The following is a 26,785-nucleotide window of genomic DNA, read 5'->3' as shown; positions in this document are numbered from 1 at the left end:
AAAAAGCGCAGCCGGAAACGGACTGCGCTTTTTTTACGCCTGAAGGTTGCCCAGATAAACTAAATGTCCATAATGGAAAAATAAGTTCAGATCTGGAGCACAAAAATGTCTGGTACGCCTTACGTCATCGATCAAGTCCGGGCCCGAGATCTGCTGGCGCGTATCGATGTGCCGCAGATCCTGCGCAAGCTGTTCCGCGATCTGGCGGCCGGTAACGCCGTGCAGCCGGCACAGCAAGTGGTCGAGTTCCCGCAGGGTGCCGGCGACTTCATCAACTATTTGGGCGTGCTGGCAGAGGATGGTGTCTACGGAGTGAAGACCTCGCCGTACATCGTGCGCGAGCAGGGTGCGCTGGTGACGGCGTGGACTTTGTTGATGTCGATGAAAACCGGCCAGCCGCTGCTGCTCTGTGATGCCGGCGAACTGACCACCGCGCGCACCGCCGCGACCACGGCAGTGGCGGTCGACGCCCTCGCCCCGTTGAATGCCCAACGACTGGCGATCATCGGCAGCGGGAAAGTTGCTCAGGCGCATCTGCATTACGTCAAAACCTTGCGCGACTGGCAAAGCATCAGCGTGTACTCGCCGTCGCTGCCGGAAGATCCTGAGACACAGGCCGTATTGAGGACCATCGCGCCGCAAGTGAAGATTTCCGACAGCCGCGAGTCCGCCATTGCCGACGCGGAGGTGATCATGCTCTGCACCTCGTCGGCCGGGCCGGTGATTGATCCTGCAACGTTAAGCAAACCGGCGCTGATCACCTCGATCAGCACCAACGCCCCGCGCGCCCATGAAGTACCGCCGCAAAGCCTCAACGACATGCAGGTATTCTGCGACTATCGTCTGACCACGCCGGGTTCGGCTGGTGAGATGCTGATTGCCGCCGAACAGCATGGCTGGAGCAAGGGTTCGATTGTCGGCGACCTCGCCGACTTGCTCAGCGAAAAAGTGCAGCGCCCGGGTTACGACCGTCACGTGTTCTTCCGTTCAATCGGCTTGGGCCTGGAAGACATTGCCCTCGCCAATGCGGTTTATCACTTAACCCACTAACGCCAAAAATCCCTGTGGGAGCGAGCCTGCTCGCCAATGCGGTCTGACATTCACCGAAGATGTCGACTGATACACCGCTTCGCGAGCAGGCTCGCTCCCACAAGGGACTAGCGTACGCCTTGATATTGCGTACTGGAGACCTACATGAGCCACGCAGATTTCATCATCATCGGCGGCGGGATTGCCGGCGCTTCTACCGGGTTCTGGCTGGCGCCGCACGGCAAAGTGATCGTGCTCGAGCGTGAAACCCATCCCGGCTATCACTCCACCGGTCGCTCCGCCGCGCTGTACACCGCCGCCTACGGCACCGCACAGGTCCGCGCACTGACGCAGGCCAGCCGCGCGTTTTTCGACAGTCCTCCGAGCGGTTTTTGCGAGCACCCACTGCTGACCCCGCGCGGCGAAATGACCGTCGACTTCATCGGTGATCCCGCCGAACTGAACAACCAATACCTCAGCGCCAAAGCCACGGTGCCGCAGATGCAACTGCTCAGCGCCGACGAAGCCTGCGCGCGTCTGCCGATCCTGCGCCGGGAAAAAGTCCACGGCGCGATCTACGATCCTTCGGCCTGCGACATCGACACCGATGCGCTGCATCAGGGCTACCTGCGCGGTATACGCCGCAATCACGGCGAAATCCACACCGATTGCGAAGTGCTTGGCCTGCGCCGCGATGCCGATGGCCTGTGGCACGTGCAGACCAATGGCCAGTCTTTCAGCGCACCGGTCATCATCAATGCCGCTGGTGCCTGGGCCGACAGAGTCGGCGTTTTGGCTGGCGCGCAGCCGCTGGGTCTTCAACCGAAACGCCGCGCCGCATTTATCTTTGCCGGACCTGAAGGCGTGGACACTCACCATTGGCCGATGCTGGTCAGCCTCGACGAGTCGTTCTACATGAAACCCGACGCCGGCATGTTCCTCGGCTCGCCGGCCAACGCCGATCCGGTCGAACCGCACGATGTGCAGGCGGAAGAACTCGACATCGCCATGGGTATTTATCAGATCGAAGAAGCCACCACGCTGACCATCCGCCGGCCGACGCGCACCTGGGCGGGCTTGCGCAGTTTCGTTGCCGACGGTGACCTGCTCAGCGGTTTCGATCCGCAGGTGCCGGGGTTGTTCTGGGTTGCCGCGCAGGGCGGTTACGGCATTCAGACGTCGCCGGCGATGGGCCAGGCCAGTGCGGCGCTGGTGCGCGGCGAGCCGCTTCCCGAGCACCTGCATGAATTCGGTCTGGACAGCGCCATGCTCTCCCCGGCCCGACTGGCTTGATCGCATCGACTCGCCCAAAAGATTGCGGCACACTCGCAGCGCCCCGGCACAAGGGGCGCTGACGCTGCCTGGAGCTCCACTGTCATGACTGCCCCCGAATTCGATCCGGCGCTGGATAACTTCCGCGCCATCGCCGACGCCATCGCCACGCTGTTCTTTCCCCACGCGGAGGTGGTGCTGCACGACCTGCGCACGCAGAAGGTCGACTACATTGCCAACAACCTGTCCAAGCGCGAAATCGGTGACGACTCATCGCTGGAAGACATGCTCAGCGAGGATGTCAGCGACAGAAACATCGGCCCGTACGAAAAGCTCAACTGGGACGGTCAGAAAATTCGCAGCCTGAGCACCGTGCTGCGCGACAGCGAGAGTCGTCCGCTGGCGGTGCTGTGCATCAATCTGAATATCTCCCTGTTCGAGAACGCCAAAGCGGCGCTGGACCTGTTCCTGTCACCGAGCAAACTGATTCCGCAGCCGGACTCGCTGTTCCGTGATGACTGGCAGGAACGCATCAACACCTTCCTCCACGCCTGGTTGCGCGAGCGGCAGCTGAGCCTGAACCTGCTGACCCGTGATCACAAACGCGAACTGGTGCTGGCGCTGCACGCCGAGGGCGCGTTCAAGGGCAAGAGCGCCTCGAACTACGTGGCCAATGTGCTGAACATGGGGCGGGCGACGGTGTACAAGCATTTGAAGGAATTGAAGGGCTGAATTCTGCGGTGACTCGTCCGGCCACATCGCTGGCAAGCCAGCTCCCACAGTAATTGCGTCACACACAAAATTTATGGCGACCGCCGAACCTGTGGGAGCTGGCTTGCCAGCGATAACGGACTGTCAGTCGCCGTAGATATCGGTCTTGAAATACTTCTCGGAAATCTTCTGGTACTCGCCATTCGCGCGAATCCCGTCGATGGCGCTGTTCAGCTGGCTGACCAGTTCGGCATTGCCCTTGCGCACTGCAATACCCGCGCCTTCACCGACGTACTTCGGATCCTTCAGCTCCGGCCCGACAAACGCATAGCCCTTGCCACGCGGCATCGACAGAAAGTCATTCAGCGGAATGGTGTCGGCGAAAATCGCATCGAGGCGCCCCGCTGCCAGGTCCATGTAGATCTCTTCGTTGTTGCTGTAGCGCTTGACGTTGATGCCCTTGGGTTCGAACACCTCGGTGGCGTAACGATCGGTGGTGGTCGCGCGCTGCACGCCGACGTTCTTGCCCTTGAGGCTGGCGTACTGGTCATCCACCGTGGCGCCCTCCTTCATGACCAGACGCGAGGAGGTGAAGTAGTACTTGTGGCTGAAATCCACCGACTTCTTGCGATCTTCGTTGATGGTCATCGACGACAGCGCCATGTCGATCTTCTTCACTTTCAGCGAAGGAATCAGCCCGTCGAACTCACCTTCAACCCACACGCATTTGACCTTCATCTGCGCGCACAGGGCGTTGCCGATGTCGTAGTCGAAACCGACGATTTCACCCTTGTCGGTTTTCGACGCGAATGGCGGATAGGCCGCTTCGATGCCGATGCGCAGGGCTTTCTCGGCGGCGAATACGCTAGCGGAGGCCAACAGGCTGAGGGCCAGACCGGTGATGAGGGGGAATTTCTTCATGTTCGTTCTCTCGCGGGTTGTTGTAGGTTTGGCGAAGAAGAGCAGCTACAAGCGGCAAGCTGACAGCTGCAAGACAGAAGCATTTTTGTACTTGGAAATCCATACTGGACTCTCAGGTACAAATCGTCAATCGGGTAGAGAGGGAGGATTTTCGGTATTGCAGATGACGCCTTCGCGAGCAGGCTCGCTCCCACAGGGGAACGCATTTCAACTGTGGGAGCGAGCCTGCTCGCGAAGACTGACTAATGAGCGATGCAGGGATTATTTTTTCCAGCGATCCGCAGCCGCATGATCACTGTCCCGCCCCTCAACCCAACGCGGGCCATCACTGGTGTTTTCTTTCTTCCAGAACGGCGCGCGGGTTTTCAGGTAGTCCATGACGAAGGCGCAGGCGTCGAATGCGGCCTGGCGATGGGCGCTGGCGGCGCCGACGAAGACGATCGGTTCGCCCGGCTCCAGCGCGCCAATGCGGTGCAGCACTTCCAGCTTGAGCAGCGGCCAGCGCTGCTCGGCTTCGACAGCGATCTTGCCGAGGGCTTTTTCGGTCATGCCCGGGTAGTGCTCGAGAAACATCCCGGCCACGTCGAGCCCGTCGTTGAAGTCGCGTACGTAACCGACAAAACTCACCACCGCACCGACGCCGACGTTCGCCGCGTGCATGGCGTTGACTTCAGCGCCCGGATCGAACGGCGTGGCCTGCACGCGAATCGCCATGTTCAGCCTCCTGTCACGGTGGGGAAAAACGCCACGTCGTCGCCATCGGCCACTGGCTCGTCGAGCTGGCAGAGGTCTTCGTTGCGCGCGCACATCAGGTTCTGCTCGCTCAACACCTCGGCGCCATCACGTTGCGCCAACAGCTTGCGAACGTCATCGACGGTCGCGAAATCGCCTTCAACCTTCACCGAATCCACGCCCAGCGCTTCACGGTAACGAGCAAAAACTTCACGGTCAGTTTCATGGCTGCTCCGCCTGGAAGTGGCCGCTTTTGCCGCCGACCTTTTCCAGCAGACGCACGCTTTCGATGGTCATGCCACGATCCACGGCTTTGCACATGTCGTAAATGGTCAGGGCGGCGACGCTGGCGGCGGTCAGCGCTTCCATCTCGACACCGGTCTGCCCGGACAGCTTGCAGCGGGCGACGATGCGCACGCTATCTTCGCCTTCGGCGCTGAGTTCGACTTTGACGCCAGTGAGCATCAGCGGGTGGCACAGGGGAATCAGATCGCTGGTTTTCTTCGCCGCTTGAATCCCGGCAATGCGCGCGACAGCGAACACATCACCCTTGGGATGACCGCCGCTGACGATCATCTGCAGGGTTTCAGGGAGCATGCGCACCAGCGCTTGCGCGGTCGCTTCACGGAACGTCACGGCTTTTTCAGTGACGTCGACCATGTTGGCGCGACCTTGGGAATCGAGATGAGTCAGCACGAGGGCCTCCTTGAGGCAGCTGCGAGCGGCAAGCTACAAGCGGCAAGTTAAAGCGCGGTAGGCAGGCGTCAGGAAAGCTCGCATTTAAACAGCCGAAAGCCGCAAGCTTCAAGCGGCAAGTGAAGTTCACTCGGACCACTCGTAGCTTGCGGCTTGAAGCTTATAGCTGCTCCTCTTTAGAGATGCGATTCGGCGTATTCGGCCAGGATCGAGCGAGGCACCCCTTGCAGGGTGATGTGTACACCGTTGGGGAAGTCCTTGAAGCGTTCGGTCAGGTAGGTCAGCCCGGAGCTGGTCGCGGACAGGTACGGGGTGTCGATCTGCGCCAGGTTGCCCAGGCACACCACTTTGGAACCGGCGCCGGCACGGGTGATGATGGTTTTCATCTGGTGCGGCGTGAGGTTCTGGCATTCGTCGATCAGGATCAGGCTCTGCTGGAAGCTTCGACCGCGAATGTAGTTGAGCGATTTGAACTGCAACGGCACTTTGCTGAGGATGTAATCGACGCTGCCATGGGTGTTTTCGTCATCCATGTGCAAGGCTTCGAGGTTGTCGGTGATGGCGCCCAGCCAAGGCTCCATTTTTTCCGCTTCGGTGCCGGGCAGGAAACCGATTTCCTGGTCCAGGCCCTGCACGCTGCGGGTGGCGATGATGCGGCGATAGCGCTTGCTGACCATGGTCTGCTCGATCGCAGCAGCCAGCGCCAGAATGGTTTTACCGGAACCGGCGGCGCCGGAGAGGTTGACCAGATGGATGTCCGGATCAAGCAGCGCGTAAAGCGCCAGACTCTGATAGATGTCGCGCGGTTTCAGGCCCCACGCCTCCTGATGCAGCAGCGGTTCCTGATGCAGGTCGAGGATCAGCAGGCGGTCTTCCTGGATTTCCTTGATCCAGCCGACAAAGCCCTGCTCGTCGATGATGAACTCGTTGATGTGCACGGCCGGCAGGTTGTCGATCAGTTGCACCTGATGCCAGGTGCGGCCGTGGTCCTGACGGGTTTCGACCTTGCTCACGCGGTCCCAGAAGGAGCCGGTCATGTTGTGGTAGCCGTTGGGCAGCAGCGACACGTCATCGACCAACTGGTCGGTGCTGTAGTCCTCGGCGTCGATGCCACAGGCGCGCGCCTTGAGGCGCATGTTGATATCTTTGGTGACCAGCACCACCGGTTTCTGCGGATCGCGGGTGTGCAGATCAATCAGTTGGTTGATGATTTTGTTGTCGTTCAGGTGCTCGGGCAGAATCAGGTTCGACTCGGCCTGCTTGCTCATCAGAATTGACAGCAAGCCCTTCGGCCCGCCCTTGCCACGCTGGATCGGCACGCCCAGTTCGACGTCTTCGGGGGACGCATCGCCCAGGGTCTTGTCGATCAGACGGATCGCCTGACGGCATTCGGCGGCCACGCTGTGATGGCCGCTCTTGAGCTTGTCCAGCTCTTCCAGCACAGTCATCGGGATGGCGACGTGGTGTTCTTCGAAATTCAGCAGGGCATTTGGATCGTGAATCAATACGTTGGTATCGAGTACATACAGGATTGGCTGGTTGGAGGAAGGGCTGCGTCCGTGATCATCCATACTCGGTCACCTTTGTGGGAGCCATTCGACGCAATACCGTGACAGTGCTGCGCCTCGAGGTGACTGCCGAATTCATCCACGAGGGCCTGGATGAACTGCACACAATAGGAGTCTGGGAAGACGCCACCTGTGTTGCAGGTTTCGGCGGTCTGTCTTCGTAATACTCCAAAACCGATGACATAAAAAAGCACTTTGACGGTTTTTTTAAGTTTATTTTGCAGAGTGACGAAAAGCCCTTGGCGGACTCCCCGTACCTCGCTAAAGTCGGAAGTCCGCCTGCATCGAATTCCTCCTGAAAATCACCCCAAGCCCAATGTTTCCGGGCTTTTTGTCGTTTCTCAACGAAACGCGTCCTGACAGTCTTCCCAGCCGATGCCGCTCTGCGCAGTCTGCGTGATCAGCCACGGCACGGACGTCTTCACCGCATCCTGTTTCATGTTGAAATTGATCACTCCGTGACGCCACAACAGCATCAGGGTCAGCACTCGCTGCGCGCTCGCCGGGCCCTTGAGCTTGCCGGCACCGTCCTGAGCATCAATGTCCCACAGCGCCACTTGCAGGCCCTGGCTATTGAAGAAACCTTGTGCGTCACTGCGGCGCTGACCATCCGGCGGACGGAATAGCGGCACATAGTTTTCCGGCAGTTTGTTTTTCACCAGGTCGGCGCTGCGCCGTACTGAATCCTGCCAGTCCTGCCAATGGCTATGGGAGCGGAACTCCCAGCCCTGCACGCCAACGCACTGCCGGGAGAAACTCGCCTGCAGGCTGCTGACCGAACGGCCGGCGAGTCGCGCCTGAATATCCTTGCCCAGCACAAAGAATGTCCCGCTCAGATTCGATTTGCGCAGGTACTCGGTCAGCCAGTCGGTGTTGTCCGGTTGCACGTTGGCGGCGCTGTCGAAGGTCAGCAAAAACAGCCGGTCATGCATCTCGTCGCCGTTGCGCTCGTAGTCGCCAAAACGATCGAATTCATTACTCGTTTGCGGTGACAGCGCGGCCTTGCGCATCAACTCGTCGAGGTACTGCAAATGGAAGATCCGGCTCGGCTCGGCCCATTTGGTGTAATAACTGTCGTCGCTGACCACGAACTTGGCCGCCTGTTCGCGCAGGGTAGGCAGGTCTTCGACGAGGAAACAGAATGAGGCGTCCTGATCGCAGCTTTGCTGGGCGTAGTTGTAGTTGGCGAGCAAGCGCTGCCAGAGACGCTGACGCAGCTGATTGACCGCATCGATATTGACCGTGCGCAGACCCAGGCGCTGGGCCAGCGCCGCCTCGTCGATGGATTCGGTGCCAAGCAGGCCCCGAGCGAACATAAGGATTTCCGCCCGCGACGCGACGTCGAACAGGGTCGGATTGCTGAGCTGCTCCGGCCAGGTCGTGCGATCCAGCGTCGCCGCATCACCGGGTGCCGCCACGGCCGCGAAGCTCAGCAGCCACGCGGTGAATAAAAGAACAATGCGCAAAGGGATGTCTCCATAACAAAACCCGCGCGGCACTATAGCTGATCCTGCCCCATTCCCCGCAGCCACACCTATACCCTGTGGATCGTTCCCACGCTCTGCGTGGTAACGATCATGTGAATCCGCATTCGCGAGCAGGCTCGCTCCCACAAGGGGTCTGAGTTAAGCCGTCGATCACCTATGGGCTTGATAGCTGGAGTCAACAAGGACAACCCCTAGAATCGCCCCCACGATTAAAGGAGACGACTTCATGCTGATGGTGATTTCCCCGCCAAGACCCTCGACTACGAAACACCGCCGGCGACCCAGCGCTTTACCCAGCCGCAGTACCTCGACCATTCCCAGGAACTGATCCAGCAGTTGCGCGAGTTGAGTCCGGCGCAGATCAGCGAGTTGATGCACGTGTCCGACAAGATCGGTGGCCTCAATGCCGCGCGATTCGGCAGCTGGACGCCAGCCTTCACACCAGAGAACGCCAAGCAGGCGCTGCTCGCATTCAAAGGCGATGTGTACACCGGTCTCGACGCGCAGTCCTTCAGCGAAGCGCAATTCGATTACGCGCAAAAGCACCTGCGCATGCTCTCCGGCCTTTATGGCCTGCTGCGCCCGCTGGACCTGATGCAACCCTATCGTCTGGAGATGGGCACCAAACTGGCCAACGCCCGCGGCAAGGATCTGTATGCGTTCTGGGGCACGCGCATCAGCGAGTGGCTGAATGAAGCGCTGGCCGAGCAAGGCGATGACGTACTGCTCAACCTTGCATCCAACGAATACTTTTCTGCGGTCAAGCGCAGCGCGTTGAAGGCGCGGATCATCAATACCGAGTTCAAGGATCAGAAGAACGGCCAGTATAAGATCATCAGTTTCTACGCGAAGAAAGCGCGCGGCCTGATGAGCCGTTTTGTGATTGAGGAACGCATCAACGACCCGGCTCAGCTCAAGCACTTCGATGTGCAGGGTTATCGCTACAGCGCCGAGCAATCGAAACCCGACAATCTAGTGTTTTTGCGCGATCACGCCCCGGAATAAAGCATGCCCTTTGCACGACTCTTTTAGTCGGGAGTCGTGCAGTCCGCCCGAAGTCAAAATCCCCCGCGACATATCGCCAAATTCATGGCGCCAATAAAACAACACTCCATTTTCTAATTTTAGTTTCACTCGACGCTGAAGTTTTTTTCAGTAGTGGCACCTAAATTTTTCACCCGTAGTGGCACAAAACTATCGGCCCCGGTTTCGCCCCGATAACTAAAGGACGAAATCGTTAGTGCTATCAAATTGCACCTAGTGCCATCTCCACCAATATTTCAAAAAATTTCGGCTGGCACGATGAGTGGGCTGGAACTATGTCCAAATGCGTTGCTCATACCACCGGTAACGATTCTCGGCGAGTTTGTACGAGATAACTTACGCAGAGCAGATAGCCATGTAACCAAGTTGTCACAGCAACTTGCCTGAGTGACTAACGAGTCTCAAAACAATCGAAGGACAGGAGATACGCACCATTAATATCCCCTACAAAGGCCAAGGCCGCGCCCCTATAAACGTGCTCGCCTGAGCACCTAACTGCTTGATTTACCGGCTCCCTACCGGACGTCGAGCAGGCTACACGACTGCACTAGAGTCTTCCTGCACGGAAGATCGGCTGCATAACAGGGCAAGTCATAACAACAAGGCCTAGTTGCGCACATCTTGAGTGCACTTATTAGACACTCGGAACTTTGTATGCCTGCACACGGCATTGTGGCGCCTGTAAGCCGCACTTCCGAGTGCACTAGTGACCGCTGAACACCATTAACTCCGGCCTTCTAAGGCCTGATATATACAGAGGTAATTGCGATGCGCATCAGCATATTTGGTTTGGGTTACGTTGGCGCAGTATGTGCCGGTTGCCTGTCTGCACGTGGCCATGACGTAGTTGGCGTCGATGTTGCCAAAGACAAGATCGACATGATTAACGACGGCCGATCGCCAATCGTTGAACCGGGCCTGGGTGAACTTCTGCAACAGGGTATTCAGACCGGTCGTCTGCGCGGCACGACCAACTTCGCCGAGGCGATTCGTGATACCGACCTGTCGATGATCTGCGTCGGCACGCCAAGCAAAAAGAACGGCGATCTGGAACTGAACTACATCGAGGCGGTGTGCCGCGAGATTGGTTATGTCCTGCGCGAAAAAACCACCCGTCACACCATCGTCGTGCGCAGCACCGTGCTGCCAGGCACTGTGGCCAACGTGGTGATCCCGATTCTGGAAGACTGCTCGGGCAAAAAGGCCGGCGTCGATTTCGGCGTTGCGGTCAACCCTGAATTCCTGCGTGAATCCACCGCCATCGCTGACTATGATCACCCGCCAATGACTGTCATCGGCGAGTTCGACACCGCGTCGGGCGACGTTCTGCAATCGCTGTACGAAGAACTCGACGCACCGATCATCCGCAAGGACATCGCCGTTGCCGAGATGATCAAGTACACCTGCAACGTCTGGCACGCGACCAAAGTGACCTTCGCCAACGAGATCGGCAACATCGCCAAAGCCGTGGGCGTCGATGGCCGTGAAGTGATGGACGTGGTTTGCCAGGACAAGACCCTGAACCTGTCCCAGTACTACATGCGCCCGGGCTTCGCCTTCGGCGGCTCATGCCTGCCGAAAGACGTGCGCGCGCTGACCTACCGCGCTGGTTCCCTGGACGTCGAAGCGCCGCTGCTCAACTCGCTGATGCGCAGTAACGAATCGCAAGTGCAGAACGCCTTCGATATCGTCGAAAGCCATGAAAAACGCAAAGTCGCCCTGCTCGGTCTGAGCTTCAAGGCCGGCACCGACGACCTGCGCGAAAGCCCGCTGGTCGAACTGGCGGAAATGCTGATCGGCAAGGGTTACGACCTGAGCATCTACGACAGCAACGTCGAATACGCCCGTGTCCACGGTGCGAACAAGGACTACATCGAATCGAAGATTCCGCACGTGTCGTCCCTGCTCAACTCCGACTTCGACTCGGTGATCGACAACTCCGACGTGATCATCCTCGGCAACCGCGACGAGAAGTTCCGTTCGCTGGCCCAGGAAGCGCCGCAGGGCAAGCAAGTCATCGACCTGGTGGGCTTCATGTCCAAGTCCACCAGCGCCGGTAGCCGCACCGAAGGGATCTGCTGGTAAAGCAGCCCTGAGCGACAAGCCCCGAGCTGCAAGCCAAAGCGTTTCGCTTGCAGCTTGCAGCTTGCGGCTTGAAGCCTTCCCACCTTCGGATGACGGTTATGACCAAGCTCAAACATTTTTTCTGCAATCAGCCGGCTGGCTTTTTTATCTCAGTCTGCTGATGGGCCTGGCCTTGATGCTGCCCACGTCCACATTCGACTCCGAGTCGAAGGACTTCATTTTCCTGATTGGCGCCGTGGGTATCTGGCGCTACTCGATGGGTGCAACGCACTTTGTGCGCGGCATGATTTTTCTCTACATCGTTTACCCGCACCTGCGTCGCAAAGTACGCAAGTTGGGTAAAGCGGCCGACCCGTCGCATGTGTTTCTGATGGTCACGAGCTTTCGTATTGACGCGCTGACCACTGCGCAGGTCTACAGCTCGGTGATCCGTGAAGCCATCGATTGCGAACTGCCGACCACCATTGTCTGCTCGATCGTGGAAATGTCCGACGAGTTGCTGGTCAAGGCGCTGTGGGCGCGGATGAATCCGCCGGAGCGGGTCAAGCTCGACTTCGTGCGCATTCCCGGTACCGGCAAGCGCGATGGCCTGGCCTTCGGTTTCCGCGCGATCTCCCGTCACCTGCCGGACGACCGTGCCGTGGTCGCGGTGATCGACGGCGACACCGTGCTCGGCGAAGGCGTCGTGCGCAAGACCGTGCCGTGGTTCCAGCTGTTCGGCAATGTCGGCGGCCTGACCACCAACGAGTTCTGCGAAGTGCGCGGCGGCTACATCATGAGCGAATGGCACAAGCTGCGTTTCGCCCAGCGCCACATCAACATGTGCTCGATGGCCCTGTCCAAGCGCGTGCTGACCATGACCGGGCGGATGTCGGTGTTCAAAGCTTCCGTAGTCACCAATCCGGAATTCATCGCCGACGTTGAAAGCGACTCGCTGCAACACTGGCGTCTGGGCCGCTTCAAATTCCTGACCGGCGACGACAAGTCGAGCTGGTTCAGCCTGATGCGCCTGGGTTACGACACCTTCTACGTGCCGGACGCCGCGATCAATACCGTTGAGCACCCGCCGGAAAAGAGCTTCATCAAGGCCAGCCGCAAGCTGATGTTCCGCTGGTACGGCAACAACCTGCGCCAGAACTCCCGCGCACTGGGTCTGGGTATCCGCCGCCTCGGCGTGTTCACCTCGGTGGTGCTGTTCGACCAGCGCGTGTCGATGTGGACTTCGCTGCTCGGCCTGACCGTCGCACTGATCGCCAGCTTCAAGTACGGCACCGCGTTCATCCTCGTGTACCTGCTGTGGATCGGTATCACCCGCCTGATCCTGACGCTGTTGCTGTCGTGTTCCGGTCACCGCATCGGCCCTGCTTACCCGGCGATTCTGTATTACAACCAGATCGTTGGCGCCCTGGTGAAGATCTACGTGTTCTTCCGCCTCGACCAACAATCCTGGACTCGCCAGCCCACATCCCTGACCCGTGATCTCGCCAGCTTTCAACGTTGGTTCAACACCTGGTCGTCTCGGACCATGACCTTCTCCGCCGGCAGCATTTTTGTCGCCGTGCTGCTGATGATGGTCTGACCCGCTCCTATTGAATTAACAAGGAAATCGCCCCTATGAATACCGCCGTCAACGTCAACGTAGTGCATGAATCCGAAGCCCAGCGCCAGCACGCTCGCGTGAAAATCCCGGCCAAGCTGCGTTTCTTCGGCCCTGACCGGACGCCGCTCGAAGCGCGCGTCCTCGATCTGTCGGCTGGCGGTCTGGCGTTCAACGCCGGGCAGATGCCGCTGACCATCGGCGAGGTGTACAAGGCGCGTCTGCAATTTGTCATCGACAACCTCGGCCTGGCCATGGACGTTGAACTGCAGGTGCGTTCCTTCGATCGCGCCACCGGCCGCGCCGGTTGCCAGTTCCAGAACCTTGAGCCGCAGGACATTTCCACCCTGCGCCACCTGATCACTTCGCACCTGGCCGGCGACATCGTCAGCATCGGCGAAGTACTGGCGACCCTGCAGCGCGACAACTTCACCAAGGCGCGCAAGAACAAGACCAACGACACCGGCATGACCCCGTTCGGCCGTCTGAAAGCCGTGACCTTCAGCGCCGGTATTTTCGCCGTTGGCCTGGTCGCTGCCGGTTTCATCTTCAAGTCGGTGTACGGCATGTACTTCGTCAGCCACGCCCAGGCCGGTCTGGTCAGCGTGCCGGGAATGAACATCACCATGCCGCGTGACGGCACCGTGCAGAGCCTGGTCAAGTCCGACGGCGTTGCCGCCAAAGGCGCCCCACTGGCGACCTTCAGCACCAGCATGCTCGACGTACTCAAGGGCCATCTGGCCGAAGACCAACTGGCCCCGGCCAAGGTTGAAGAACTGTTCGGCAAGCAAATGACCGGCACCCTGACCTCGCCGTGCGATTGCACCGTGGCCCAGCAACTGGTGGCTGACGGTCAGTACGCGAGCAAGGGCGACGTGATCTTCCAACTGGTGCCGCGCAACACCCAGGCCAACGTTGAAGCACGCTTCTCCTATCGCCAGTTCGGCGACGTGCGTCCGGGCACTCCGGTGAGCTTCCAGATCGCCGGCGAAGACAAGACCCGCACCGGCAAGATCGTCAGCAGCACCAGCCTGAAGAGCGCCGACCTGTCCTCCGACATTCGCGTACAGATCCAGCCAGACGAGCCGCTCGACAGCAGCCTGGCCGGCCGCCCGGTGGAAGTGAACAGCGACCGTGGCCCGAACCTGAACTGGCTGATCGACAAAGCCATGGCTGCCGGTCTTTAAGTCGAGGACATGCCTGTGACTACTCCACCCATCTCAAGCACACCACAAACCCTGTGGGAGCGAGCTTGCTCGCGAATGCATTCTGACATTCAGCCTCAGTGCCGACTGACACACCGCTTTCGCGAGCAAGCTCGCTCCCACATGGGGTCAGTGTGCGCATTGGCATTGGCAGTGAGTCTGGCCGGTTGCGCCGGGCTGCCCGACCAGCGTCTGGCCAACGAAGCGCTCAAGCGTGGCGACACTGCCACCGCTGCGCAGAATTACCAGCAACTGGCCGATCTGGGTTACAGCGAGGCGCAAGTCGGCCTGGCCGATATCCAGGTCGACAGCCGCGACCCGGCGCAGATGAAACAGGCCGAAGCGACTTACCGCGCAGCGGCCAGTGTGTCGCCGCGTGCCCAGGCACGTCTCGGTCGCCTGCTGGTGGCCAAGCCCGGGTCCACCGAAGCCGAGCATCACGAAGCCGAAACCCTGCTGAAAAAGCCGCTGCCAATGGCGAAGGCAATACGTTGATCCCGCTGGCGATGCTGTATCTGCAATACCCGCACAGCTTCCCCAATATCAACGCCCAGCAGCAGATCGATCAGTGGCGCAAATCCGGTTACCCGGAAGCGGGTCTGGCGCAGGTGCTGCTGTATCGCACCCAGGGCACCTACGACCAGCACCTGGATGACGTGGAAAAGATCTGCAAGGCCGCGCTCAACACCACCGACATCTGCTACGTCGAACTGGCCACCGTCTACCAGAAACGTGGCCAGCCGGAGCAACAGGCCGAGCTGATCAAGCAGATGCAGGCCGGTTACAGCCGTGGCACCGTCACTGCGCAGCGTGTCGACTCCGTGGCCCGCGTGCTGGCCGACTCGACCCTGGGCAAGACCGACGAAAAAACCGCGCAGTCGTTGCTCGAGCCGATCGCTCCGGGCTACCCGGCGTCGTGGGTCACCCTCGCGCAATTGCTTTACGACTTCCCCGAACTGGGCGACGTCGACCAGATGATGAAGTACCTGGACAACGGCCGCGCCGCCGACCAGCCGCGCGCCGAACTGCTGCTGGGCAAGGTCTATTACGAAGGAAAACTGGTTCCGGCTGACGCGAAAGTTGCCGAGGAACACTTCCAGAAAGCCGTTGGCCGCGAAGTCGCCGCCGATTACTACCTCGGCCAGATCTACCGCCGTGGCTACCTGGGCAAGGTCTATCCACAGAAGGCTCTCGACCACCTGCTGACCGCTGCGCGCAATGGCCAGAACAGTGCCGACTTCGCCATCGCCCAGCTGTTCTCGCAAGGCAAGGGCACCAAGCCCGACCCGCTGAACGCCTACGTGTTCAGCCAATTGGCCAAGGCCCAGAACACCCCGCAAGCCGATGAACTGGCAGCGACCCTCGAGGCGCAACTGCCGCCCGAGCGCCTGCCCGAAGCCCGCCGCCTGTTGCAACAGGAACAGGCCAGCCGTGGCGCCCTGAACTCGAACACGCTGCAACTGCACGCCCTGCAAGAAGAAGACGGCGAGGAAAAACTATGAAGCTGAACCCATTCGTGAAGGCCGGTATTGGCCTCACCTTCGCGCTGCTCTGGTCTTGCCCGACACTGGCTGCGATGACTGAAAGCAAGAACTTCGGTCTGGAAGTGAAACTTACCGGCCAGTCCGAAGACGACCGCGACCTCGGCACTGCCGGCGGCGGCGACGTCAACGGCGTGGGCCTCGACCTGCGTCCGTGGATCTACGGCGAAAGCGGCGCGTGGAGCGCTTATGCGATGGGTCAGGCGGTGACCTCGACCGACATCATCGAGACCGACACCCTGCAGCAATCGGACGGCGAACAGACCACCGACAGCGGCGATCGTGAAACCAAGAAAAACTATCTGGCGATGCGCGAATTCTGGGTCGGCTACAGCGGCTTCACGCCCTACCCTGGCGAGATCCTCAAGTTCGGTCGCCAGCGTCTGCGCAATGACGACGGCCAATGGCGCGACACCAACATCGAAGCGCTGAACTGGACCTTCGATACCACACTGCTGCGCGCCAATGCCGGTGTTGCCGAGCGTTTCAGCGAATACCGCACCGACTTGAAAGAGCTGGCACCGAAAGACAAGGATCGCCTGCACGCCTACGCCGACGCCGCTTACCAGTGGACGCCGGGCCAGTGGGTCGGCATTCGCGGTCACCACACCCACGATGACGGCAAACTCGATTACGCCGAGCCAGGCGTCCCGCGCGATTCGCTGGACAAGACCGAGAACGGCGACATCAGTTGGATCGGCCTGACCGCCGACAGCGACGCCTACAACTGGCGCAACACCAACACCGTCAACTACTGGGGCAGCATCACCGGCATGAGCGGCGACCGTGACACGGTCAACGCGCTGAACGCCGACGGCACGCGCCCGACACAAGCCAAGCGCAGCGATGACATCAGCGGCTGGGCAGCCGATGTCGGCGTGCGTCTGCGCCTCGATCCGCAGTGGCAAGTCGGCGGTGCCTACGCCCGCGCCAGTGCCGATTACGAACAGAACGGTCTGGAGAGCAACCGCTCCAACTACACCGGTACCCGCTCGCGCGTGCACCGTTTCGGCGAAGCGTTCCGTGGCGAAATGAACAACATGCAGACCGCCACCCTGTTCGGTTCCTGGATGGTCAACGACGAGTACGACGCCAGCCTGATCTACCACAAGTTCTGGCGTGTCGACGGCAACAAGCCGGTCGGCAGCAACGGCATCAATGCGGTGGAAAACAACACCGACGACGTCACTGGCGCGATCCTCTCCAGCACCTCGCTGCCGCTTGAAGATGGCAACAAGGACCTGGGTCAGGAAATGGACCTGGTCGTCACCAAGTACTTCAAGCAAGGCCTGTTGCCGGCGGCGTTGAGCCAGTCGATCGACGAGCCTTCGGCACTGGTGCGTTTCCGTGGCGGTGTGTTCAAGCCGGGCGATGCCTATGGCAGCCAGGTTGATTCCTACATGCACCGCGCATTCATTGACGTGATCTGGCGCTTCTGATGCAAACCGCCAAGGGAGTGCCCGACATGATCAGCACCAGAACAGGCTCACTGAGCCTGCTGGCCGGCGCGATGCTGCTGGCCAGCGCCGGCGCCTTCGCCAATGTTGAACCGGCGAAACCTGCGACCGTGGCCAAAGAACTGCAACAGGCCAAGACCTACACCGTCAGCAGCGCGCCGACCGACGCGCTGAAACTGGCCAAGCCGACTCTGCCCGACCTGTCCGGCTTCACCGCCGAAGCCGCTGCGGCGAAAATCGTGCGCAGCAAACCGGGCAAGATCAGCGTGCGCCGGATGATGCAGGAAAATGCCCTGAAGGACTTCATCGGCGGCGATAACAAGATGGCCGAATGGGTGGTGCGTCAGCACGGCATCCCGCAGGCGATCTTCATCGACGACGGCTACATGAACCTCAAGGATCTGGCGAAAAAACTGCCCAAGCAGTATTTCAGCGAGACCGCTCCGGGCGTGTACCTGGCCAAATTGCCGATCGTGGTCGGCCAGAAAGGCATCCTTGAGATCGACGGCCAGACCCAGGAACTGCGCCTGTCCCAAGAGGCCGGTTCGTTCCTGGTCAACGACGGTCAGTTGTTCGTGCGTGACACCAAAGTCACCGGTTGGCGCGAGAAGGACAACGGGCCGGCGACCTTCCGCTCGCCGAAGGAATTCCGTCCGTTCCTGCTCGCCTGGGGCGGCACCGAGACCTACATCGTCAACAGCAAGATGGCCAGTTTCGGCTACGCCAACAGTAAGTCGTACGGGGTGAGTATTTCCCAGTACACGCCGAACATGGCCAAAGTCCTCAAGCGCCCGGAACCGACCGGCTGGATCGTCGGCTCCGAGTTCTCGGACATGTGGTACGGCTTCTACTGCTACGAAACCCGCGACTTTGTGGTCAAGGGCAACACCTACAAAGACAACATCGTCTACGGCATCGACCCGCATGACCGCTCGCACCGTCTGATCATTGCCGAGAACACCGTTCACGGCACGAAGAAGAAGCACGGGATCATCATTTCCCGTGAGGTCAACGACAGCTTCATCTTCAACAACAAGAGCTTCGACAACAAGTTGTCGGGCCTGGTGATCGACCGTAACAGCGTCAACAACATCATTGCCTACAACGAGATCTACAAGAACCACACCGACGGCATCACGCTCTACGAGTCCGCCGACAACCTGCTGTGGGGCAACAAGGTCATCAGCAATACCCGTCACGGCATTCGTATTCGTAACAGCGTGAACATCCGCCTCTACGAAAACGTTGCCATGACCAACGGCCTGACCGGTATCTACGGCCACATCAAGGACCTGACCGACACCGACCGTGACATCAAGCTCGACCCGTTCGACGCGCAGGTCTCGCTGATCGTCGTCGGCGGCGAGCTGGCAGCCAACGGCAGCGGCCCGCTGTCGATCGACTCGCCGCTGAGTGTCGAGCTGTATCGCGTGTCGATGCTGGCGCCGACCAAGTCCAGCGGGATCAGCTTCAACGGCATCCTCGGCGAGCGCCAGGATGAAATTCTCGATCTGTTGGTGCGCCAGCAGAAAGCCGTGCTGATCGACCCTGTCGAACGCCAGACCGAATTGCAGGACTGAGGATAATTTTTATGCACCCACACATGATCAAACTGCTCAGCCTCTCGGCCCTGACCCTCGGCATTCTCGCTGCCGGCAACGCTCGCGCCGACGCTGACGGCGCAAGCGTCACGCCACCGAAGTTCACCGCCGAGCCGTGCTGCAACCTGTGCCCGGCGGCCCATGACGCGAAGAACTACACCACGCGTTATCAGCAGAACTTCACCACGCTGGTGCAGGCCCAGGGCGACTGGTTGTTCCGTACCCAGGAAGACCTGCGCACCGAGTTCAACACCACACCAGCCGGCTACAAGCGCTTGCAACAGTTGCACGATGCGTTCAAGAGCAAAGGCGTTGAGCTGGTGATCGTCTACCAGCCGACCCGTGGCCTGGTGAACCGCAACAAGCTCAACCCGCAGGAAAAAGCCGCGTTCGATTACGAGAAAGCCCTGGGCAACTACAAGACCATGCTCGGCCGTTTCGCCAAGATGGGTTACGTGGTGCCGGACCTGTCGCCACTGACCAACGAATCGCTGCCGGACACCCTGCCCGCCCACGACTTCTACTTCCGTGGCGACCAGCACTGGACGCCTTACGGTGCCCAGCGCACGGCGAAAATCGTCGCCGAAAAGGTCAAGCAGATCCCGGCCTTCGCCGACATTCCCAAGCGTGAATTCGAGACCAAGAAGTCCGGGCGCATGGGCAAGACCGGCACCCTGCACAACATGGCCGGGCAGCTGTGCGGCACCAGCTACGCGATCCAGTACATGGACCAGTTCACCACCGAGCCGAAAGGCGAGGCCGGCGACGGCGACCTGTTCGGCGATTCCGGCAATCCGCAGATCACCCTGGTCGGTACGTCGCACAGCGGCAAGAACTACAACTTCGCCGGTTTCCTCGAAGAAGCCATCGGCGCCGACATTCTCAACGTGGCCTTCCCCGGCGGCGGTTTCGAAGGTTCGATGCTGCAGTACCTGGGCAGCGAAGAATTCCAGAAGACCCCGCCGAAGATTCTCATCTGGGAATTCTCGCCGCTGTATCGCCTCGACCAGGAAACCATCTATCGCCAGATGATGGCGCTGCTGGATAACGGTTGCGAGGGCAAAGACGCGCAGATGTCCGCCAGCACTACGTTGAAGCCGGGCAGCAAGCAAGAACTGCTGGTCAACAGCAAGAACCTGAACCTGCAAAACGCCAACCATCAGGTCGACATCCGCTTCGCCGACACCTCGGTGAAAACCCTGCAAGCCACCCTCTGGTACATGAACGGTCGCCACGAGGACATCAAGATCGAGAAACCGGAAACCTCCGACACCGACGGTCGTTTCGCCTTTGAGCTGCGCACGGACGAAGACTGGGCCTCGCAAAACCTGCTGGCCGTTGAAGTCCAGGGTCCTGAAGCCGGACCTGGCGCCGCGCCACAAAAAGTCGAAGCGAAAATCTGCAAACGCAACGTATTCCCGGGCGTCGGTCAACAGACCGCGCAGCTCGGGCAATGAGGTCTGCTATGCGAAATCCGAAACTGAAAACCCTGTTGGCACCGACCCTCCTGAGCCTGGCGATGTTCGCCGGGGCGACTCAGGCCGCCGCGCCATTGCGTCCACCGCAGGGCTACTTCGCCCCGGTGGATAAATTCAAGACCGGTGACAAGAGCGACGGCTGCGACGCGATGCCAGCGCCGTACACCGGTCCGCTGCAATTTCGCAGCAAATACGAAGGTTCGGACAAGGCCCGCGCGACGCTGAACGTGCAGTCGGAAAAAGCCTTTCGCGACACTACCAAAGACATCACTACGCTGGAACGCGGCACCGCCAAGCGGGTTATGCAGTTCATGCGCGACGGTCGCCCGGAGCAGCTCGAATGCACGCTCAACTGGCTGACCGCGTGGGCCAAGGCTGACGCGTTGATGTCGAAAGACTTCAACCACACCGGCAAGTCGATGCGCAAATGGGCGCTGGGCAGCATGGCCTCGTCGTACATTCGCCTGAAGTTCTCCGACTCGCACCCACTGGCCCAGCACCAGCAGGAAGCGCAGTTGATCGAAGCCTGGTTCAGCAAAATGGCTGATCAGGTGGTCAGCGACTGGGACAACCTGCCGCTGGAAAAAACCAACAACCACTCGTACTGGGCCGCCTGGTCGGTGATGGCCACCGCCGTCGCCACCAACCGCCGCGACCTGTTTGATTGGGCGGTGAAGGAATACAAGGTCGGCGTCAATCAAGTCGATGCCGATGGTTTCCTGCCCAACGAACTCAAGCGCCAGCAACGCGCCCTCGCCTATCACAACTACGCCCTGCCGCCGCTGGCAATGATCGCCAGTTTCGCCCAGGTCAACGGTGTCGATCTGCGTCAGGAAAACAATGGCGCACTGAAGCGTCTGGGTGATCGTGTGCTGGCCGGCGTGAAGGACCCTGACGAGTTCGAGGAAAAGAACGGCAAAAAGCAGGACATGACCGACCTGAAAGAGGACATGAAATTCGCCTGGCTCGAACCGTTCTGCACGCTCTACACCTGCGCGCCGGATGTGATCGAGAAGAAGCGCGACATGCAACCGTTCAAGACCTTCCGTCTTGGCGGCGACCTGACCAAGGTCTACGACCCGTCGCATGAAAAGGGCAACAAGGGTTCCTGAAAACACTGATGGCTGATCGTTCCCACGCTCCGCGTGGGAATGCAGCCCGGACGCTCCGCGTCCCATGCCGAAGCGGACGCAGAGCGTCCATTGAGGCATTCCCACGCAGAGCGTGGGAACGATCGCAGGACTGTTTCACCCTCCACTACCACGGGGGTTTGGGGGCTTTGGCCCTTGACTGTTGGTTCAAACATGGAGAGATCGGGATGGTATTTTCATCCAACGTGTTCCTGTTTCTGTTCTTGCCGATCTTTCTCGGCTTGTACTACCTGAGCGGGCAACGCTATCGCAACCTGCTGCTGCTGATCGCCAGCTACGTGTTCTACGCCTGGTGGCGAGTGGACTTCCTCGCACTGTTCGCCGGCGTCACGCTGTGGAACTACTGGATCGGCCTGAAAGTCGGTGCCGCCGGTGTACGAACCAAACCGGCGCAGCGCTGGCTGTTGCTCGGCGTGGCGGTGGACCTGTGCATCCTCGGCTACTTCAAATACGCCAACTTCGGCGTCGACAGCATCAACGCGATCATGACTTCGTTCGGTCTTGAACCGTTCATCCTCACCCACGTGCTGCTGCCGATCGGTATTTCGTTCTACATCTTCGAATCGATCAGCTACATCATCGACGTGTACCGTGGCGACACTCCGGCGACGCGCAACCTGATCGACTTCGCAGCATTCGTGGCGATCTTCCCGCACCTGATTGCCGGCCCGGTTCTGCGTTTCCGTGACCTCGCTGATCAGTTCAACAACCGGACGCACACCCTCGACAAGTTCTCCGAGGGCTGCACGCGGTTCATGCAGGGTTTCATCAAGAAGGTCTTCATCGCCGACACCCTCGCCGTGGTCGCCGACCATTGCTTCGCCCTGCAGAACCCGACCACGGGCGATGCCTGGCTCGGTGCGCTGGCGTACACCGCGCAGCTGTACTTCGACTTCTCCGGTTACAGCGACATGGCCATCGGTCTGGGCTTGATGATGGGTTTCCGCTTCATGGAAAACTTCAAGCAGCCGTACATCAGCCAGTCGATCACCGAGTTCTGGCGCCGCTGGCACATCAGCCTGTCGACCTGGCTGCGTGACTATCTCTACATCACCCTCGGCGGTAATCGTAAAGGCACGCTGATGACCTATCGCAACCTGTTCCTGACCATGCTGCTCGGCGGTCTGTGGCACGGCGCGAACATCACTTACATCATCTGGGGCGCCTGGCACGGCATGTGGCTGGCGATCGAAAAATGCTCGGCCTGAACACCTCGCCGCGCAGCCTCAACCCGATCCGCTGGGCACTGACCTTCCTGCTGGTGGTGATGGGCTGGGTGATCTTCCGTGCCGAGAACCTGCACGTTGCCGGTCGCATGTACGGTGCAATGTTCAGCTTCGGCGACTGGTCGCTGTCGGAACTCAATCAGGCCAGCCTGACCGGTCTGCAAGTGGCGACCCTGGTGGTGGCTTACGTGACCCTGGCGTTCTTCGGCCTGCGTGATCTGTACACCAATCAGCCGCCCGCCAAGACCAAACCGGAAGTCAACGTCAAGGCCGATGGCCCTGCCACTGCGACCCCGGGAATGATCAAGGCAGCGCCTGGTGAAAATCCAGCGAGCATCCATGAACCTGGCTACACCGTCGGCGTCGAAGCCCAAGTGCAACCGGCCTACTGGACCGCTGACTGGTCGCGCTACGTGATGCGCGGGCTGATCCTGCTGCTGTTCATCGCCTCGATTCTCAAACTCTCGGCGCAAAGCTTCTCGCCGTTCCTTTACTTCCAGTTCTGAGGGATCTGACATGACCCGCTCATTACGCATCTTCTACATCGCCCTGTTCCTGGTGACGTTGTTGGTCCTCGGTCTGTGGTCGATTCGCAGCTTCTTCGGCTTCAGCACCAACGCCGACGCGACGGTGCTCAATGGCCGCTGGACCAAAGCGGTGGAAACCCACTACGACGATGAATTCCCGATCAAGCGTCTGGGCACCAACCTCTGGGCCGCGCTGGATTTCAAACTGTTCAACGAAGGTCGTCCGGGCGTCGTGCTCGGCCGCGACCAGTGGTTGTACAGCGATGAGGAATTCAACCCGATCGTCAACGAACAACAGAACCTGCAAGGCAACTACGCGCTGGTCGAAGGCGTGCGCCAGACCCTGAAAGAGAAAGGCGTGAAACTGGTGATGGCGATCGTGCCGGCCAAGGTGCGTCTGTATCCGGAGCATCTGGATGAAGTGAAGCCTTCGAGCATTCACCAGAACCTGTATCAGGATTTCCACGCCCGTGTTGCGGCCGACAAGATCCTCGCCCCTGACCTGCTCGGCCCGCTGCAACAGGCCAAGCAGAACGGTCAGCAAGTGTTCCTGCGCACCGACACCCACTGGACGCCGGAAGGCGCCGAGATCGCCGCCAACACGCTGGCGAAAACCATTGCCGAGAAATTCCCGCTGAGCGGCGAGCCACAGCGCTTCGTTACCACGCCAGCAGAGAAGGTCACGCACAAGGGCGATCTGCGTCTGTTCCTGCCGCTCGATCCGCTGTTCGAAAACATGATGCCGGCGCCTGAGCCACTGCTCAAACGCAACACCGTTGCCGCCGAGCAGCCTGCCGGTGACGACGCCCTGTTCGCCAACAGCGAAGTACCGGTCGCGCTGATCGGCACCAGCTACAGCGCCAACCCCAACTGGAACTTCGTCGGTGCGCTCAAACAAGCGCTGCACAGCGACGTCGTCAACTACGCCGAAGACGGCCATGGCCCGATTCTGCCGATGCTCAGCTACCTGAAAAGCGATGACTTCAAGAACAGCCCGCCACAAGTGCTGATCTGGGAGTTTCCTGAACGATATCTGCCTGTGAACAACGAAATCGGCGACGCCGACCCGCAGTGGGTCGCAGAGCTCAAACAAGCCGGCGCCCGCCAACAAAACGTAGCCATCAACACTAAATCCGAGACGCCCGATCGGGCGCAAAACTGAAAGAGAGGTACACCATGACTTTCACTACAACTCCTCGTCGTCTCGCTAAAAGCTTCGCACTGGTTGCTGGCCTCAGCGTGCTATCCGTCCCAGCCTTCGCCGGCGGCGACGCCGCGCTGTACGGCCCGACCGCACCGAAAGGCTCGACCTTCGTGCGTGTCTACAACGCCAGCAACGCTGAAGTCAGCGCGACTGTCGGCAGCACCAACCTGAGCGACATCGCGCCACTGGCCAGCAGCGACTTCAGCTTCATGCCAGGCGGCGACTACAGCGCCAAGGTCGGCAGCCAGACCCTGCCGGTGAAACTCGCCGGTGATCACTACTACACCCTGGTCAACAACGCGTCCGGCGCGCCACAACTGATCGAAGAGCCGCCGTTCAAGAACAAGCAGAAATCCCTGGTACGCGTGCAGAACCTCAGCGACAAGCCGCTGACCCTGAAAACCGCCGACGGCAAAACCGAAGTGGTGCCGAACGTGGCGGCCAAGGGCCGTGGCGAACGTGAAATCAACCCGGTGAAAGTCAGCCTGGCGCTGTACGAAGGCGACAAGAAAGTCGGCGACGTGAAACCAGTCGCCCTGGAGCGTGGTGAGGCAGCGGTGCTGTACGTCACCGGCAACGGCAGCAACCTGTCGCCAGTCTGGGTGAAACGCCCGGTGTCGACTCGCTAATCGCTCGAGCTATCAGCTACTAGCTTCAAGCTGCAAGTGAAGTGCTTCTAACTCACCACTTGCAGCTTGCAGCTCTCAACTGCATTTTATGGAGTAAACATTATGATTCCGGTGATCTTGTCAGGTGGTAGCGGTTCGCGTCTGTGGCCTCTTTCGCGTAAGCAATTCCCAAGCAATTCCTCGCCCTGACCGGCGAACACACCCTGTTCCAGCAAACCCTCGAGCGCCTGGTGTTCGAAGGCATGGACACGCCGATCGTGGTCTGCAACAAGGAACACCGCTTCATCGTCAACGAGCAACTGGCCGCACGCAATCTGGAATGCCAGCGCATCCTGATGGAACCGTTCGGCCGCAACACGTCGCCGGCCGTCGCGCTGACCGCGATGATGCTGGTCAATGAAGGTCGCGACGAACTGATGCTGGTGCTGCCGGCCGACCACGTGCTGGAAGACCAAAAGCCCTGCAACGCGCCTTGGCTCTGGCCACCGTCGCGGCGGAAAACGGTGAAATGGTCCTGTTCGGCGTGCCGGCAACCAAACCGGAAACCGGTTATGGCTACATCAAATCCACCGCTGATTCGCTGCTGCCCGAAGGCGTCAGCCGCGTCTCGCACTTCGTCGAAAAACCGGACGTCAAGCGCGCCACCGAGTATGTCGAATCCGGCGGCTACTACTGGAACAGCGGCATGTTCCTGTTCCGCGCCAGCCGCTTCCTCGAAGAACTGAAAAAGCACGATCCGGACATCTACGACACCTGCCTGCTGACCCTCGAGCGCAGCCAGCAGGACGCCGACAGCGTCACCTTCGACGAAGCCACCTTCGCCTGCTGCCCGGACAACTCCATCGACTACTCGGTGATGGAAAAAACCCAGCGCGCCTGCGTGGTGCCGCTGACCGCCGGCTGGAGCGATGTCGGCTGCTGGTCGTCGCTGTGGGAAGTCAACGAGAAAGACGCCAACGGCAACGTCAGCAAAGGCGACGTGGTGATTCAGGACAGCAAGAACTGCATGATCCACGGCAACGGCAAACTGGTCTCGGTGATCGGTCTGGAAAACATCGTTGTGGTCGAAACCAAAGACGCGATGATGATTGCCCACAAGGACAAGGTCCAAGGCGTCAAGCAGATGGTCAACACGCTCAACGAGCAGGGCCGCAGCGAAACCCAGAATCACTGCGAAGTCTATCGTCCGTGGGGCTCGTACGACTCGGTGGACATGGGCGGGCGTTTCCAGGTCAAGCACATCTCGGTCAAGCCGGGCGCGTGCCTGTCGCTGCAGATGCACCACCACCGCGCCGAACACTGGATCGTGGTCAGCGGCACCGCCGAAGTGACCTGCGACGAGAACGTGTTCCTGCTCACCGAAAACCAGTCGACCTACATCCCGATCGCCTCGGTGCACCGCCTGCGCAACCCGGGCAAGATCCCGCTGGAAATCATCGAAGTGCAGTCGGGTTCGTACTTGGGTGAAGACGATATCGAGCGTTTCGAAGATATCTACGGTCGCTCCACCCCGATCGAACGCGGCGTGTCGGTGAAAACCATCGCGCAGTGATCGCTCGCTAAAACGAGAAGCCCTCGTCCAGCCCGTTGCGTTCCCTATCCGCAGCGGGCTGGGCGGGGCTTT

Annotated in this window: 18 protein-coding genes and 4 pseudogenes; 16 read left to right on the top strand and 6 right to left on the bottom strand. The window is 59.9% G+C overall.

Annotated elements, in window-relative coordinates; all coding sequences use genetic code 11:
• Positions 1 to 105: 105 nt before the first annotated feature.
• The 3 genes from LJU32_09410 (at position 106) to LJU32_09400 (ending at position 3,033) form a co-directional block, all read left to right on the top strand.
• Positions 106 to 1,050, top strand: coding sequence for an ornithine cyclodeaminase family protein (locus tag LJU32_09410; protein WKV90366.1), 945 nt, complete (start codon positions 106 to 108; stop codon positions 1,048 to 1,050).
• A 144-nt stretch (positions 1,051 to 1,194) separates the two neighbouring features.
• Complete coding sequence (locus tag LJU32_09405) at positions 1,195 to 2,322, top strand: FAD-binding oxidoreductase (GenBank protein ID WKV90365.1); 1,128 nt, start codon at positions 1,195 to 1,197, stop codon at positions 2,320 to 2,322.
• A gap of 84 nt (positions 2,323 to 2,406) precedes the next feature.
• On the top strand, positions 2,407 to 3,033 hold the full coding sequence (locus LJU32_09400; protein WKV90364.1) for a transcriptional regulator: 627 nt from the start codon (positions 2,407 to 2,409) through the stop codon (positions 3,031 to 3,033).
• 123 nt (positions 3,034 to 3,156) lie between these two features.
• Here the strand turns inward: LJU32_09400 and LJU32_09395 are convergent, their stop codons facing one another.
• The 6 genes from LJU32_09395 to LJU32_09370 all read right to left on the bottom strand — a co-directional run bounded on the left by LJU32_09395 (position 3,157) and on the right by LJU32_09370 (position 8,395).
• On the bottom strand, positions 3,157 to 3,933 hold the full coding sequence (locus LJU32_09395; GenBank protein WKV90363.1) for an ABC transporter substrate-binding protein: 777 nt from the start codon (positions 3,931 to 3,933) through the stop codon (positions 3,157 to 3,159).
• Positions 3,934 to 4,194: 261 nt separating this feature from the next.
• Entirely contained in the window at positions 4,195 to 4,647 is a 453-nt protein-coding gene (gene moaE, locus LJU32_09390; protein WKV90362.1) for a molybdopterin synthase catalytic subunit MoaE, read from the bottom strand.
• Between the two features lie 2 nt (positions 4,648 to 4,649).
• A complete protein-coding gene (locus LJU32_09385) occupies positions 4,650 to 4,850 on the bottom strand; it encodes a MoaD/ThiS family protein (protein WKV91073.1) in 201 nt (66 codons plus the stop codon).
• 37 nt (positions 4,851 to 4,887) lie between these two features.
• Positions 4,888 to 5,361, bottom strand: a complete 474-nt coding sequence (gene moaC, locus LJU32_09380; protein ID WKV90361.1) for a cyclic pyranopterin monophosphate synthase MoaC — start codon at positions 5,359 to 5,361, stop codon at positions 4,888 to 4,890.
• 176 nt (positions 5,362 to 5,537) lie between these two features.
• The gene (locus LJU32_09375; protein WKV90360.1) at positions 5,538 to 6,932 is read right to left on the bottom strand and encodes a PhoH family protein; all 1,395 of its coding nucleotides are present in this window, start codon (positions 6,930 to 6,932) and stop codon (positions 5,538 to 5,540) included.
• A 338-nt stretch (positions 6,933 to 7,270) separates the two neighbouring features.
• A complete protein-coding gene (locus LJU32_09370; GenBank protein ID WKV90359.1) occupies positions 7,271 to 8,395 on the bottom strand; it encodes a polysaccharide deacetylase family protein in 1,125 nt (374 codons plus the stop codon).
• 247 nt (positions 8,396 to 8,642) lie between these two features.
• Between LJU32_09370 and yaaA the strand changes: the two are divergent.
• The 13 genes and pseudogenes from yaaA to LJU32_09305 all read left to right on the top strand — a co-directional run bounded on the left by yaaA (position 8,643) and on the right by LJU32_09305 (position 26,713).
• Positions 8,643 to 9,421, top strand: a pseudogene (yaaA, locus tag LJU32_09365) (peroxide stress protein YaaA).
• Between the two features lie 807 nt (positions 9,422 to 10,228).
• Positions 10,229 to 11,545 (top strand): UDP-glucose/GDP-mannose dehydrogenase family protein, encoded by a 1,317-nt coding sequence (locus tag LJU32_09360; GenBank protein WKV90358.1) that lies wholly within the window; start codon positions 10,229 to 10,231, stop codon positions 11,543 to 11,545.
• Between the two features lie 121 nt (positions 11,546 to 11,666).
• The gene (alg8, locus tag LJU32_09355) at positions 11,667 to 13,124 is read left to right on the top strand and encodes a mannuronan synthase (GenBank protein ID WKV91072.1); all 1,458 of its coding nucleotides are present in this window, start codon (positions 11,667 to 11,669) and stop codon (positions 13,122 to 13,124) included.
• 35 nt (positions 13,125 to 13,159) lie between these two features.
• A complete protein-coding gene (locus LJU32_09350) occupies positions 13,160 to 14,329 on the top strand; it encodes an alginate biosynthesis protein Alg44 (GenBank protein WKV90357.1) in 1,170 nt (389 codons plus the stop codon).
• A 141-nt stretch (positions 14,330 to 14,470) separates the two neighbouring features.
• Positions 14,471 to 15,849: pseudogene (gene algK, locus LJU32_09345) on the top strand (alginate biosynthesis TPR repeat lipoprotein AlgK).
• Positions 15,846 to 17,327, top strand: a complete 1,482-nt coding sequence (locus LJU32_09340) for an alginate export family protein (protein WKV90356.1) — start codon at positions 15,846 to 15,848, stop codon at positions 17,325 to 17,327. Before algK ends, LJU32_09340 begins: the two are co-directional and overlap by 4 nt.
• A 26-nt stretch (positions 17,328 to 17,353) precedes the next feature.
• Positions 17,354 to 18,925, top strand: coding sequence for a mannuronan 5-epimerase AlgG (gene algG / locus LJU32_09335; GenBank protein ID WKV90355.1), 1,572 nt, complete (start codon positions 17,354 to 17,356; stop codon positions 18,923 to 18,925).
• A gap of 11 nt (positions 18,926 to 18,936) precedes the next feature.
• Positions 18,937 to 20,403: an alginate O-acetyltransferase gene (locus LJU32_09330; GenBank protein WKV90354.1), complete on the top strand. Its 1,467-nt coding sequence runs from the start codon at positions 18,937 to 18,939 to the stop codon at positions 20,401 to 20,403.
• Between the two features lie 8 nt (positions 20,404 to 20,411).
• Entirely contained in the window at positions 20,412 to 21,536 is a 1,125-nt protein-coding gene (locus LJU32_09325; protein WKV90353.1) for a mannuronate-specific alginate lyase, read from the top strand.
• Between the two features lie 206 nt (positions 21,537 to 21,742).
• Positions 21,743 to 23,307, top strand: a pseudogene (locus tag LJU32_09320) (MBOAT family protein).
• A 10-nt stretch (positions 23,308 to 23,317) separates the two neighbouring features.
• Complete coding sequence (locus LJU32_09315; GenBank protein WKV90352.1) at positions 23,318 to 24,490, top strand: alginate O-acetyltransferase; 1,173 nt, start codon at positions 23,318 to 23,320, stop codon at positions 24,488 to 24,490.
• Positions 24,491 to 24,504: 14 nt separating this feature from the next.
• Complete coding sequence (locus LJU32_09310) at positions 24,505 to 25,161, top strand: alginate O-acetyltransferase AlgF (GenBank protein ID WKV90351.1); 657 nt, start codon at positions 24,505 to 24,507, stop codon at positions 25,159 to 25,161.
• Between the two features lie 102 nt (positions 25,162 to 25,263).
• A pseudogene (locus LJU32_09305) lies at positions 25,264 to 26,713 on the top strand (mannose-1-phosphate guanylyltransferase/mannose-6-phosphate isomerase).
• The last annotated feature ends 72 nt before the right edge of the window (positions 26,714 to 26,785 follow it).

The sequence above is a fragment of the Pseudomonas sp. B21_DOA genome, assembly GCA_030544685.1.
Classification (GTDB): Bacteria; Pseudomonadota; Gammaproteobacteria; order Pseudomonadales; family Pseudomonadaceae; genus Aquipseudomonas; species Aquipseudomonas fluorescens_AO.
Note: the sequence above shows the minus strand (reverse complement) of the source record. Positions and strands in the feature narration are given on the sequence as shown.

Excerpts from the sequence above, each read along its gene's own strand:
- LJU32_09395 (WKV90363.1), bottom strand. The coding sequence starts at position 3,933 with ATGAAGAAATTCCCCCTCATCACCGGTCTGGCCCTCAGCCTGTTGGCC.
- LJU32_09315 (WKV90352.1), top strand. The coding sequence starts at position 23,318 with ATGACCCGCTCATTACGCATCTTCTACATCGCCCTGTTCCTGGTGACG.
- LJU32_09360 (WKV90358.1), top strand. The coding sequence starts at position 10,229 with ATGCGCATCAGCATATTTGGTTTGGGTTACGTTGGCGCAGTATGTGCC.
- LJU32_09310 (WKV90351.1), top strand. The coding sequence starts at position 24,505 with ATGACTTTCACTACAACTCCTCGTCGTCTCGCTAAAAGCTTCGCACTG.
- LJU32_09410 (WKV90366.1), top strand. The coding sequence starts at position 106 with ATGTCTGGTACGCCTTACGTCATCGATCAAGTCCGGGCCCGAGATCTG.
- LJU32_09325 (WKV90353.1), top strand. The coding sequence starts at position 20,412 with ATGCGAAATCCGAAACTGAAAACCCTGTTGGCACCGACCCTCCTGAGC.
- LJU32_09375 (WKV90360.1), bottom strand. The coding sequence starts at position 6,932 with ATGGATGATCACGGACGCAGCCCTTCCTCCAACCAGCCAATCCTGTAT.
- LJU32_09400 (WKV90364.1), top strand. The coding sequence starts at position 2,407 with ATGACTGCCCCCGAATTCGATCCGGCGCTGGATAACTTCCGCGCCATC.
- algG (WKV90355.1), top strand. The coding sequence starts at position 17,354 with ATGATCAGCACCAGAACAGGCTCACTGAGCCTGCTGGCCGGCGCGATG.
- LJU32_09350 (WKV90357.1), top strand. The coding sequence starts at position 13,160 with ATGAATACCGCCGTCAACGTCAACGTAGTGCATGAATCCGAAGCCCAG.
- moaE (WKV90362.1), bottom strand. The coding sequence starts at position 4,647 with ATGGCGATTCGCGTGCAGGCCACGCCGTTCGATCCGGGCGCTGAAGTC.
- LJU32_09330 (WKV90354.1), top strand. The coding sequence starts at position 18,937 with ATGCACCCACACATGATCAAACTGCTCAGCCTCTCGGCCCTGACCCTC.
- LJU32_09405 (WKV90365.1), top strand. The coding sequence starts at position 1,195 with ATGAGCCACGCAGATTTCATCATCATCGGCGGCGGGATTGCCGGCGCT.
- LJU32_09340 (WKV90356.1), top strand. The coding sequence starts at position 15,846 with ATGAAGCTGAACCCATTCGTGAAGGCCGGTATTGGCCTCACCTTCGCG.